Raw genomic sequence first — 12692 nt, 5'->3', positions numbered from 1 at the left:
TTATTGCCCGGCGAACCGGGCAACGCGTTATTGTTCCACGCGCACCCAACGCTGCTGCTGATGGCTTTTCATAATGGCATCAATGATATACATCACGTTTGCGCCATCGTGAAACGTCGCAAACTGCGGCGTATCCGGCATCGCGCCCGCCTGCACGGCGCGGTAGAACTGCGCCATCATATTTTTGAAGGCGTCCGGCCAGCCTTCGATATGTCCGCCGGGGAAGTGGGCGCTGTCGGCCACGTCAGGGTTCATCAGCCCCGGATCGTCGGTGAGCGTCTGGTTGGCCTGCGCGCGATGGCCGATCCACAGCTGCTGCGGCACCTCCTGGTCCCACGCCAGCGAGCGCTCGCTGCCGTTGATCTCAAACGTCAGGCGGTTTTTACGCCCGGCGCTCACCTGCGAGATGCTAAAGCAGCCCTTGCTGCCGTCGTCAAAGCGGAACAGCACCGAGCCGAAGTCTTCGGTCGTGACCGGTTTGTCTACATACTCCGCCTGTTCGTCATGGGAGAAGGTTTGATTCCCGCCCTTGCTGGCCCTGCGCGTCGGCCAGACGATGGCGAGATCCGCCATCACCTCGGTAATGCGCCGCCCGGTGACGAACTGCACCGTGTCGCACCAGTGGGAGCCGATATCCGCCACCGCGCGCGATGCGCCGCCGAGCGCGGCATCCACCCGCCAGTTATAGTCGGTTTCCAGCAGCATCCAGTCCTGCAGATAGCTGCCGTGCGAGGCAAACAGCCGCCCGACGCTGCCCGCACGCATCATGCTCGCCGCCTGGCGCACCATCGCAAACTGGCGATAGACAAAGCTCACGCCGTGCACCACGCCCGTCTGATCCGCCAGCGCCACCAGCTCGCGCGCCTCGTCCGGGGTCATGCACAGCGGTTTTTCGGAAAACACGTGCTTGCCCGCGCGCAGGATCTGGCGGTTAATCTCCGCGTGCAGGTGGTTAGGCGTGCAGTTGTGCACCACGTGCAGATCGGGGTGTGCGAGCAGTTCCTCAACGCTGCCGTACGCGTGCGGTACGTTTAGCAGGCGCGCCTTTTCCTGCGCCTTAACGAGCGAGCCGTCGCACAGCGCGACCACCTGAACAAACCCAAGGCGCCTGAGCGCCTCGATATGTGCCGGGCCAATAAACCCGCTGCCGACGATCCCGACGTTAATCATGGCTGCCCCCTGCGGCGAAATCGTCAAACGCGCGCCCGGCAACCGGAATGATGTGGCGGCGGATAAATTCGCTGCCTTCACTCGCCCCGGTATCGCCATCCTTCAGGCAGCACTCCCACTCCAGCACCGCCCAGCCGTCGTAGTCGTACTGGGTCAGCTTGCTGAAAATGCCCTTAAAGTCGATCTGCCCGTCGCCGAGCGACCGGAAGCGTCCGGCGCGGTTGATCCACGGCTGGTAGCCGCCGTACACGCCGCTGCGCCCGTTCGGGCGGAACTCCGCATCCTTCACGTGGAACGCCCTGATGCGCGCGTGGTAGATGTCGATAAAGGCCAGGTAGTCCATCTGCTGCAGCAGCATGTGGCTCGGATCAAAGAGAATGTTGCAGCGCGGGTGGTTATCCACCAGCGCCAGAAAACGCTCGAAGGTGACGCCGTCGTGCAGATCTTCCCCCGGATGCAGCTCAAAGCAGACGTCCACGCCCTGCTCGTCGAAGGTATCCAGTATTGGCCGCCAGCGGGTCGCCAGCTCCCCGAACGCTTCCTGAAAACGCTGTTCGTTATGCGGCGGCCACGGGTAGAAAAACGGCCAGGCCAGCGAGCCGGAGAAGGTGGCGTGCGCTTTCAGGCCTAATCTGGCCGAGGCGACCGCCGCCTGTTTCAGCTTCTCCGTGGCCCACGCCCGGCGCGCCGCATCGTTACCGCGCACGGACGTGGGCGCGAAGTGATCAAACGCGTCGCTGTAAATCGGGTTTACCGCGACAAGCTGCCCTTCCAGATGGGTCGACAGTTCGCTGATAACCAGCCCGTGTGCGGCCAGCGTAGCGGTGATGTCATCGCAGTAGGCCTGGCTCTCAGCCGCTTTCTCGACGTCAAAAATATGCGGATGGTTGCAGGGGATCTGCACCGCTTTATAGCCCTTTGAAGCCGCCCACCCTGCAAGCCCGTCGAGCGTGTTGAACGGTGCTTCCTCGCCGATAAACTGCGAGAGAAAAATGCCGGGTCCTTTTATCGTCCTCATACCACCTCCTGAACATTACGCCTTGTCATCGTCATACTTAAACGTGAGAAGGAAAATCAGCGCGATCGCCGCGGCAGCCACCGCCGGGATCCACCAGAATGTCACCCACGCCTGCGGCACGGTCTGCCCGGCCACCAGGCGGTTATAGAGCGCACCGGAAATCTGCGAGCCGAGCAGCATGCCGATGCCGTAGGTGAACATCACGATCATGCTCTGGGCCTGGCCTTTCACCTTTTCGCCCGCCACGCGGTCGGTGTAGATAAAGCCGACGACAAAGAAGAAATCGTAGCAGACGCCGTGCAGCAGGATGCCGAGATACAGCAGAATGCGCCCCTCCTCGCTGACGCCCAGTGCGAACATGGCGTAACGCACAAACCACGCCAGCATGCCGATCAGCAGCATGACCTTCACGCCCAGACGGCGGAACAGCAGCGGAATAACCAGCATGAAGACGATCTCGGACATCTGCCCGAAGGACATGGCCGTGCTGACGTCGGCAATTCCCGCATCCGCCAGATACGAGGCGGTGTAGGCGTAATAGGTGCCGAGCGGGACGGAGATCAGCATCGCGCAGACGGAGAAGACGAAAAAGTGGCGGGTTTTGAGCAGCGCAAAGGCATCCGCGCAGAAGAGATCGCGCACCTTCACCGGCAGGCCTTTCGCCGGAGCAGGCGTGTGCGGCAGCGTCAGGCTGTAAAGCGCCAGCAGCACGGAGCTGGCCGCCGCCACCTGAAAGATGGTAACGCTTGCCGCCACGCCGGTGACGCCGATGAAAATGCCCGCCACGATCCAGCCGATGGTGCCGAACACGCGCACCACCGGGAAGGTTTTATCCACGTTTGCCAGGCTGTGAAACGCGATGTTGTTGGTCAGCGCCAGCGTCGGCATGTAGCAGAGCGTGTAGCCAAACAGCAGGCCAATCAGCAGCGCGCCGTTCTCGGCAATCAGCGCCCCCGGCACGAACCAGAGGATCGCCGCGCCCGCCAGGTGCATCACCGCCATCACCTTCTGCGAGGCGAAGAAGCGGTCCACCAGCATGCCGAGCACGAACGGCGAGAGAATGGAGGCGATAGGCCCGGCGGAGAACGCATCGCCAATCAGCAGAGACATGTTGTGCTGGGTCATCACCAGGCCGAGCGTAACCGACCAGCTACCCCAGATAAAAAACTGCAGAAACATCATCAGCGACAGCCGCGGCACCAGCAGCCGATGCTGCGCTATCGTCTTTTCACTACTTTCAGTTGACACCATAATAAGCCTCACCCGGAAAAAGTAATCGATTACAAAATGATTCAAATGAAAAGTAATCGATTACAAAATAAAGATCCTGTGGATCGAAACAGATTTGGGAGGGGGGTCACGATAAAGATGAAGCAGTGTTTTGTAGGCCCGGTAAGCGCAGCGCCACCGGGCGTGAAGGCAGGTGCGGTCTGGTTTGGTGCGGTCTGTTGCCCTCACTCCGGCCCTCTCCCACAGGGAGAGGGAGAAAAACGGGCTACTTTTTACGCGAGAGCTTAAATGCGATAAACAGGAACACCACCCACACCGGCAGCAGCATCGCCGAGAGGCGCATCTCATCCATGGTGCACATCAGCACCAGAATCAGCCCCAGGAACGCGATACAGAGGTAGTTCCCCGCCGGGTAAAGCAGCGCTTTGAACTGCGTTTCGCGCCCCTTGCGGCGCATCGCGGCGCGGAATCGCAGGTGCGCGAGGCAGATCATGATCCAGTTCAGCAGCAGCGTAGCGACAACCAGCGCCATCAGCAGGCCGAAGGCCTCTTTCGGTAGCAGATAGTTGATCAGCACCACCAGCGAGGTAATCGCCCCGGAAAGGAACAGCGAGTTCACCGGCACGCCGCGACGGCTGACGCGGGTGAGGAATTTCGGCGCGTTACCCTGCACGGAGAGACCAAACAGCATGCGGCTGTTGGAGTAAACGCCGCTGTTATAGACCGACAGCGACGCCACCAGAATGACGAAGTTCAGCGCAGAAGCCACCACGTTGCTGTTCAGATCGTGGAAAATCATCACGAATGGGCTGCTGTCTGACTTCACTTCCACCCACGGGTAGAGCGCCAGCAGCACCACCAGCGAGCCGATATAGAACAGCAGGATACGGTACACCACCTGGTTAACCGCTTTCGGAATGCTTTTATGCGGGTCGCGCGCTTCCGCGGCGGTGATGCCAATCAGCTCCAGCCCGCCGAAGGAGAACATAATCACCGCCAACGAGAGGATCAGCCCTTTCCAGCCGGTCGCCAGGAAGCCGCCGTGCTGCCACAGGTTGTCGATAGTGGCCCGCTCGCCGCCGTGGCCGGAGAACAGCAGCCACAGACCAAAGCCGATCATGCCGATAATTGCCAGCACCTTGATCAGCGCAAACCAGAACTCGGTTTCACCATACAGGCGCACGTTGACGAGGTTAACGGCGTTAATGATGATGAAGAAGGCCGCCGCCCAGATCCACGTCGGGACATCCGGCAGCCAGTACTGCATATAGATGCCTGCGGCAGTCAGCTCCGCCATCCCCACCAGCACGAACATCACCCAGTAGTTCCAGCCGGAGAGGAAGCCTGCGAACGGGCCCCAGTATTTATAGGCAAAATGCGCGAAGGAGCCTGACACCGGCTCTTCAACGACCATCTCGCCAAGCTGGCGCATGATCAGGAAGGCGATAATCCCGGCGATACCGTAACCCAGCAGCACCGCCGGACCGGCCATCTGAATAGCGGGGCCGATGCCGAGAAAGAGCCCGGTACCGATTGCGCCGCCAAGGGCAATTAACTGAATATGTCGATTTTGCAAACCACGTTGCAGCGTCGGATTCTGATCCGACGAGGCTTCAGCGCTACCATGGCCTGAAGCGGATGACGCGTCTTTCACGTCCTACCCCTGTCTCTTTTTTAGAAGGGGCACGTTTTAACACTTCATGCTGGCAGTAGCAAGTTTAACGCCGGGAGCACGGCATGCCCCCGGCGATGCAAGGTTATGAGCCGATGATCCCGCCGTCCGCTTTGACGATGACCACCGTTGAGGAACGCGGGCGTCCGTTCGGGTTCACGTCTGGCCAGTTGGAAACAGCGCGAGGGTTAGCAGGGTCGGTGATATCATCCCCGCCCTCCCCCGGATGCTGAATGTTGATGAACAGCGTCCGGTTATCCGGCGTAAACGCAATCCCGGTGATTTCACACCCGCGCGGTCCGGTCAGGAAACGACGGTACTCGTTGGTGCCCGGAATGGTGGCCACCATCTGGTTATTGCCCATCCCCTCGTAGGCTTTCTTATTGATGGTGCTGGAAGAGACGTCGGTCTGGATCCACAGCACGCCCTGATGATCGAACGACAGGCCATCGGGGCTGCCGAAAGCCGCCCCCTGCATGGAACCTTTAGCCTTCGGATCGTCGCTGTCGGTCCGCCCGCCCATCACCAGAATATCCCACTTAAAGCGAGCGGCAGCAGGATCGGCCCCCTCTTCGTGCCAGTGCATAATATGACCAAAGACGTTATTAGCGCGCGGGTTGGCGGCATCAACCGGTGCCTTACCCTCCTTCCCGCGATCGCTGTTGTTGGTGAGCGTACAGTAGACGCTGCCGCTGGCGTGCGGGTCGACCGCTATCCACTCGGGGCGATCCATCTTCGTTGCCCCCACCGCGTCTGCCGCCAGGCGGGTTTTAATCAGCAGATCGCCCTGGTTTTCAAACCCGTTGCTCTTATCCAGGCCATTTTGCCCGAAGATCAGCGGCAGCCAGTCGCCGCTCCCGTCTTCGTTGAAGCGGGCAACGTACAGCGTGCCGGACGTCAGCAGCTGCATATTGGCTTCACGGTTCGCGGGATCGTATTTTTTGTCCGAGACAAACTTATAGATGTACTCGAACTTCTGGTCGTCCCCCATATAGACCACCACGCGGTTATCGGCGGCAAGCGTGACGGCCGCCCCCTCATGCTTGAAGCGGCCCAGGGCGGTGTGCTTGCGCGGCGTGGAGGTCGGGTTGTAGGGATCGATCTCCACGACCCAGCCGAAGCGGTTAGGTTCGTTAGGGGTTTTATCAACGCTGAACCGCTCGTCCACCTCGTTCCAGCGGTAGGATTCATCGCTGTCGCTGATCCCGTAGCGTTTTTCCAGCGGGTTGAGATCGCTTTTTTTGACAAAAATATCCGACCAGTTCTCCTCGCAGGTGAGATAGGTGCCCCATGGCGTATGGCCGTTGGCGCAGTTCTGCATGGTGCCCAGCACGCGCTCCCCCTGCGGGTCGGCGGCGGTTTTCATTAAGTCCTGATGCCGCGCCGGGCCGGTAAGCTGCATCGGCGTATTGACGGTAATGCGGCGGGCATACGAAGACGGGCGAACCACCTGCCAGTCGCTGCCCGATTTTTTCACTTCCACCACCGACACGCCCATCGCGTTCTGCCCCTTGCGGGCCTTGTCGAGGCTCCAGTTCGCCGTACCGTCGATAAACAGCATCCCGTTGTCGATGTACTCATGGTTCATTGCCAGCAGGCCATGCTCCGGGTTTTGCTCCCCCTGCGGCAGGCTAAACCACGCCATGCCGTCATGATGCATGCCCGCCTGCGCAGCCTGTTCGTCCGCGGTGTTGCTGGCGTCCGGCTTAAAGGCCGGCATGTTGTTCTTGATCCCCGTCGGGTCACCCCAGCGATAAAACGGGCGGGCGATATAGCCTTCCGGCACCCTTACCGTATCTTCCGTGGAGACGTCGATGCTGGTAAAGCCCAGGGAAACCGCTTTTGCCAGTGCAGAAGGCTTTGATACCGCGGCAATCGCATTTTCGGGTTTGATCAGAAAGGGGAATGAAACGGCAGCGCCCGCCACGGCGCCCATCTGGAGAAAACGACGGCGGGAGAGGAACACCTCTGCAACCTCGGAGAATACCGGGTTCGCGCTGCGGTTAGCGATGTCGTCGCGATGTTCTTTTTTAAAAACGGATTTGAGGGGTCTGCCCATAGCGGCTTCCTGTCATTGGCCAAGAGGTAAGGAGTCGGCGACCAGTCTAAGAAGCTTTTATTACAATTTTATAACACAACGGCGGAGGTGTGGGGCGTCCCTGCCCCGGATAACGAGGTGGAACGCTTAGAACTCGTAGCCAACCGAGACCTTAAAGGTACGCGGCTCGCCCTGCGTGATGTAGGTGCCGGAATCGTCCACGCTGGCCCAGTAGTTTTCATTGGTCACGTTGTCGATGCCCGCGCGCACCGTCATCTGGTTTGCATTGTGGTTCACCGCGAAGCGATAGCGCATCCCCAGATCCAGCGTGGTGTAGCTGTCGATCTTTTTGGTGTTGGCAAGATCGGCGTACTGCGCGCCAGAGTGGTTGACGCGGGCGGTCGCCGTCAGGCCATCAATCGGCTTGATGTCATACTCTGCCCCCAGCACGGCGTAGACGTTCGGGACACCAATGGCATCGTTGCCCTGATTTACGCCGTTTTTGGTTTTGGTCAGCTCCGCCTGCAGCCAGGTGGCGCTGGCGTTGAGGCGCATCCCGAGCATCGGCTCGCCGAAGACGTTTAGCTCCACGCCGCGGTTACGCTGCTCGGCATCCAGGCCATAGTGATTGTTAGCATCGAGGATCGCCGACGGCATTTTGATCTCGAACAGCGCAAGCGATCCGCCCACGCGGCCAAAGTCCGCCTTCACGCCCACTTCGTTCTGCTTAGAGTGAACGATGCCGGTGCTCTGGCCGTAGTTGGTGGCGGTGTTAGGCGCGGTTTTGCCCGGCTGCAGCGCTTCGGTGTGGTTGGCGTAAAGGGAAATTTCTTCCCACGGTTTGTAAACCACGCCGTAGGTTGGCATCCAGCGGCTGCCGTCGAAGCCGTCTGCCGCGTTTTCCGCACCGGTAATTTTGTTATACCCGCGAATGACCACCTTCTGATGACGCGCGCCAGCGGTGAACAGCAGTTTGTCGTCCAGCACGCCCAGGGTATCGCTCAACAGCCAGCCCTGGGTGCGGGTGCGCCCGCTGGTCAGCGGATCGCTGTACTTCCCGCCTGAGCCGTTGAGGTTGGTGCTGTCCGGCATATCGACGCCGGTGTTGTGGTAGATGTTGGTGGTCGGGTTATCCTTCGTCGCCGACATTTTCCACGCGATCTTTTCATTTTTGGTCATCGCAGAATAGCCAACGTTGACCTTGTGCGAGACGAAGCCGGTGTTGAAGTTGCCGCGAATGCCCGCCATCCCGCTGACGGAATCGCTGATGCGGTTGGTATCCAGACGGCTGACCGTCGCCTTGCCGCTCTTGTCCACCAGCTTCGGCGCGCTGTAGATCCCTTCTTCATGCGCGTGCTGCGCGCCCAGGCCGGTATAGGCCGTCCAGTTATCGGTAATGTCGTACTCGCTGCGCCACATCCCGAACTCGTTTTCGATATCGCTGTAGGCCCACTTCTGCGAGAAGTTACGATCGTTTTTCGGCGGCTCGGGCACGAAATCCACCGCCGAAATATTGACGCTGGTCGGGCTGCCGTGGAAGGTTTTCTTCTGATAACCCAGATCCAGCGAGGTGCGGAAACGGTCGCCTTTGTAATCCAGACCGGTGGAGAGCAGCGTGGTGCGGCGGCGGTCGTTCGGTATGCCGGTTTCCCCTTCGCGGTGGACCAGGTTCACCCGCGCGCCAAACTGGTCGCTGTCGCCGTAGCGACGGCCCGCATCCAGCGTGGTGCCAATCTGAGAATCGGAGGTGTAGTCCAGACCCACTTTCGCCTGCGGGAGTTCGCCCGCGTGTTTTGGCTCAAGGTTGATCATCCCGCCCACTCCCGAGCTCGCCGCGCCGTTCATCAGAGCGTTTGCCCCTTTGAAGATCTCAATGCGCTCAACCATCTGCGTATCCACCACCTGACGCGGCAGCACGCCGGACAGTCCGCCAAAGGTCATGTCGTCACCGTCGAACTTCAGACCACGGATGCGGTAGGTTTCCGCGCTGTTGCCGTACCCCTGAACGAACTGTACGCCCGCGTCGTTGGCGACCACGTCAGCAATGGTTTTCGCCTGCTGATCTTCCACCAGCTTCGAGGTGTAGCTGATGATGTTGAACGGCACGTCCATGGCGTTCTGCTGACCGAGCATCCCCATACGCCCGCCGTTCGCCACCTGTCCGTCAAGGAAGGCCGGTACCAGCTGGTCGCCACCGGGTTTGAAATCGCTGACCGGTGCAGAGTGCACAACGAGGGTATCTTCTTTTTGATCGTCCGCCGCGAAGGCGGAATGCGTTACCGCGCCAACGGCAAGCGCCAGCAGCGTTTTGTGTATTCTGGTGTTGTTCATCGTTAACTCATTTGAAAGTGCGCGCAAAAATAGCCCATTGTCAGGCCTTAGAATGTATTGATAGCAATGCAAATGAGAACTATACGCATTATCCATGCGTTAGCAAGCGTAACCGCGAACAACAGGAAGAGGTGGGGAGACAGGATGAGGAACAACCACCCCAAAATGGGGTGGCTGCAGTAACGTTATTTTTTCTTGTAGATATTAGCCGTACCGTGAATTTTATTGTTGGTGTTCCCTGAGGTGAGCACCAGAACATCCGCGCCTTGCTTATCGGCTTTCTCAATCAGTTCTTTTTTTGCATCATCAACCGATACTTCATTTGAGGTGCTTACCGTACCGATTTTTTGATACTGAGACTCGACTTTCTTGAACTCATTTTTAGTCAGCAGTTGGGCAGCAAAAGCATTGGTCGTAAACAGTAACGCCGTTCCCAACAAAATAGCAGTCGTCTTTTTCATAACCTTTTTCCTTGAGATTAATCAGCAACTACGAAAAACCTCACGCATGATGGTGAGGTTTTATGAGCATGGTAGAGAATCTCAGGAAATGCCATATATTCTGGAAAATTCTTTTATAACAGTCCATTGCATGAAATTATTAATGAATATTAAGAATAGTCGAATACACGCGCGGTGCCAGCAATATCAATGCGAACCGCCGTGCCCGGGTTCCATCCTGGCTGGCTGACGGTCTTGAGGGTGACGGGCTGCGGCTGTCCGGTAAGCCCAAGGGTGAGCGTCGACAGGTGACCGGTAAAATCCACATCAAGAATGGAGATCGGGCTTTCATGTGAGGCGCATGCCACCACGCTCAGCTGCTCCGGGCGCAGCATCACTCTGCCCTGCCCTGTCGCCAGCGGGTTGTCTGTGGGCACCTCACCCAGGGCGCAGAGGGCGTAGCCCGCGGTGAGCTGCGCAGGCAGGATCAGCGCATCACCAAGAAACAGCGCCGTCTCTTCGTCAACGGGACGGGTGTAAACCTCATAAGGCGTCCCGACCTGCGTGAAGCGTCCGGAACGCATGACGGCAACCTGCGTGGCAAAGGAGAGCGCTTCGTTCTGATCGTGGGTAACCAGAATCGAGGCCACGCCCGCTTCGGCCAGCAGATCGGCCGTGGCCTTTCGCGTCATGGCGCGCAGGCCAGTATCCAGCGCCGAGAACGGTTCATCCAGCAGCATCAGTGAAGGACGCTGGGCCAGCGCACGGGCAAGGGCCACGCGCTGCTGCTGTCCGCCGGAAATCTCGTGAGGCCAGTGCGTGGCGAGCTGCCTGTCCAGCGAAACCATCTCCATCAGCGCCTCAACGCGCTGGCGTTTTTCGTGGCGGGTCCCGTCCAGCCCCCAGGCAATGTTGTCTGCCACGTTGAGGTGCGGGAACAGCGCGCCCTCCTGCGGCACAAAACCGATCCCGCGCTGGTGGGCAGGGACAAAACGGTTTTCATCAAACAGGGTTCTCCCCTGCATAACAATACGACCGGTGTCAGGCGTCTCAAACCCGGCAAGAATACGCAGCAGCGTGGTTTTACCTGACCCCGACGGCCCGACAATAGCCGTTCTGCTCCCCGGCGCAACGCTCAGGTTTAAGCTGTCGAGCACCTGCACATCAGCAAACGATTTAGAAATGGCGGTTAATTCAAGCATGTCATAGCCCTGCAATTTTCTTCGACTGCATATAGAGAATGGCGGTCAGCGGGAGGGAAATCAGGATCATCAGCATCGCGTAAGGCGCGGCGGCGACATAGTCAATTTCGCTGGTCAGCGCCCAGAATCCGGTAGAGAGCGTGCGCGTGCCCAGGGGAGAGAGTAACAGCGTGGCGGTCAACTCGTTGCTGACGCCGAGGAACACCAGCGCGGCCCCCGCCGCCGCACCCGGCGCGGCCAGCCGCATCGTGACGCTCCAGAGCGCCTTCGCGGGCGTGCTGCCAAGGCTGCGCGCCACGTTTTCCAGCTCAACCGGCGCCTGCGCAATTCCCGCCCGCAGGTTGATGAGCGCACGGGGCATAAACATCAGCAGATAGGCAAGGAACAGGGTAATTTCCGTCTGGTAAATGGGACGGGCGTAATGAATGGTAACGGTGACCAGCGCCAGCGCCGTGACAATGCCCGGCAGCGAACTGGTGATATAGATGCACCCTTCCAGCATCCGGAAGATACGGTGCGGGTAGCGGATACCGAGCCACGCGATGGGGATCACGCACGTCGTCGTCAGCAGCGCGCCGCCCACGCCGAGCATCAGCGTCTGGCGCAGCGAATGCCAGAGATCGGCGCTCATCCAGTTTTCCACCCCGCCGAGCCAAATCCAGCGACACAGAACAGCTAACGGCACGCCCAGCGCCAGGACGATCAGCACCATGAAAAACAGCTGCCCCAGCGCGGCAGCCGCAGGCTTCAGCGGCCAGCGTTTCTGCTCGCGCGCAGCCCCGGCGCCAATGCGCGCGTAGCGTGCTTTTCCACGCGTCACGCCTTCCAGCACCAGGATAGCGAGGCAGCACAAAGCCAGCACGCCCGCCAGCATGTTTGCTGCCGGGCCGCTGAAGGTAGACTGAAACTGGTCATAAATGGCCGTGGTGAAGGTATCAAAGCGGATCATCACGTACAGACCATATTCCGCCAGCAGGTGCAGCGCCACCAGCAGCGCGCCGCCGCAGATAGCCAGCTTGAGCTGGGGTAGCACCACGCGGAAAAAGACCTTCCACGGCGGGGTGCCGAGCGACGCGGCGACATCTTCGAGCGTCGGGTCAAGGCGGCGCAGCACCGCCGCAACCGGCATGTAGATAAAGGGATAGTAGGCAAGCACGGAGAGAAACACGCCCGCGGAGAGCCCGTGCATCGACGGAACCACGCTCACCCAGGCATAGCTTTGCACAAACGCGGGAATGGCCAGCGGGGCGACCGCCAGCGCGGACCAGATGCCCCGTCCGGCAAGCTGCGTGCGCTCGGTGAGCCAGGCAATCGCCACGCCCGTCACGATACACAGCGGAACCGCCAGGGCCGTCAGCCACAGCGTGTTGCTGAGCAGCTCAGCCACACGCGGGCGAAACACCAGCGCCTTAATGGTTTCCCAGCCCGTCTCAATGCCAATGGCAATGATAAAACCCAAAGGCAGAAGCGCCAGTAATGAAAACAAGACAGCTAACGCAACCATCGGCAGTGCAGGACGCCTGCGGGCAGGCTCCTGCACTCTGTTTTTTCCGATGTCGAGACTTAGACCAGACATAAGACCTTCACTTCA

At 59.6% G+C, this 12692-nt stretch carries 9 protein-coding genes; all 9 read right to left on the bottom strand.

What is annotated here, in order from left to right; genetic code table 11:
• Window positions 1-27: 27 nt before the first annotated feature.
• The 9 genes from ACHH0Z_RS13165 to ACHH0Z_RS13125 all read right to left on the bottom strand — a co-directional run bounded on the left by ACHH0Z_RS13165 (window position 28) and on the right by ACHH0Z_RS13125 (window position 12677).
• Window positions 28-1170, bottom strand: coding sequence for a Gfo/Idh/MocA family protein (locus tag ACHH0Z_RS13165; protein ID WP_045407907.1), 1143 nt, complete (start codon window positions 1168-1170; stop codon window positions 28-30).
• A complete protein-coding gene (locus tag ACHH0Z_RS13160; protein WP_045407910.1) occupies window positions 1163-2188 on the bottom strand; it encodes a sugar phosphate isomerase/epimerase in 1026 nt (341 codons plus the stop codon). Before ACHH0Z_RS13160 ends, ACHH0Z_RS13165 begins: the two co-directional genes overlap by 8 nt.
• 15 nt (window positions 2189-2203) lie before the next feature.
• Entirely contained in the window at window positions 2204-3439 is a 1236-nt protein-coding gene (locus ACHH0Z_RS13155; RefSeq protein WP_032663994.1) for an MFS transporter, read from the bottom strand.
• A gap of 244 nt (window positions 3440-3683) precedes the next feature.
• Window positions 3684-5072, bottom strand: coding sequence for a phenylalanine transporter (gene pheP, locus ACHH0Z_RS13150; RefSeq protein WP_003858894.1), 1389 nt, complete (start codon window positions 5070-5072; stop codon window positions 3684-3686).
• A gap of 103 nt (window positions 5073-5175) precedes the next feature.
• Window positions 5176-7149, bottom strand: a complete 1974-nt coding sequence (locus ACHH0Z_RS13145) for a PhoX family phosphatase (RefSeq protein WP_045407911.1) — start codon at window positions 7147-7149, stop codon at window positions 5176-5178.
• Between the two features lie 126 nt (window positions 7150-7275).
• Window positions 7276-9459 carry a TonB-dependent siderophore receptor gene (locus tag ACHH0Z_RS13140; protein WP_045407913.1) on the bottom strand — a complete coding sequence of 728 codons (2184 nt, stop codon included), beginning with the start codon at window positions 9457-9459 and terminating at the stop codon, window positions 7276-7278.
• A 185-nt stretch (window positions 9460-9644) separates the two neighbouring features.
• On the bottom strand, window positions 9645-9920 hold the full coding sequence (gene yahO, locus ACHH0Z_RS13135; RefSeq protein WP_021241596.1) for a DUF1471 family periplasmic protein YahO: 276 nt from the start codon (window positions 9918-9920) through the stop codon (window positions 9645-9647).
• A gap of 149 nt (window positions 9921-10069) precedes the next feature.
• Complete coding sequence (locus tag ACHH0Z_RS13130) at window positions 10070-11101, bottom strand: ABC transporter ATP-binding protein (RefSeq protein ID WP_045407916.1); 1032 nt, start codon at window positions 11099-11101, stop codon at window positions 10070-10072.
• A gap of 1 nt (window position 11102) precedes the next feature.
• The gene (locus ACHH0Z_RS13125; protein ID WP_021241598.1) at window positions 11103-12677 is read right to left on the bottom strand and encodes an iron ABC transporter permease; all 1575 of its coding nucleotides are present in this window, start codon (window positions 12675-12677) and stop codon (window positions 11103-11105) included.
• Window positions 12678-12692: the final 15 nt, after the last annotated feature.

Origin of the sequence: Enterobacter cloacae complex sp. 2024EL-00227 (assembly GCF_043945315.1) — a bacterium.
Taxonomy (GTDB): domain Bacteria; phylum Pseudomonadota; class Gammaproteobacteria; order Enterobacterales; family Enterobacteriaceae; genus Enterobacter; species Enterobacter roggenkampii.
This window is presented reverse-complemented; position numbering and strand designations above follow the sequence as displayed.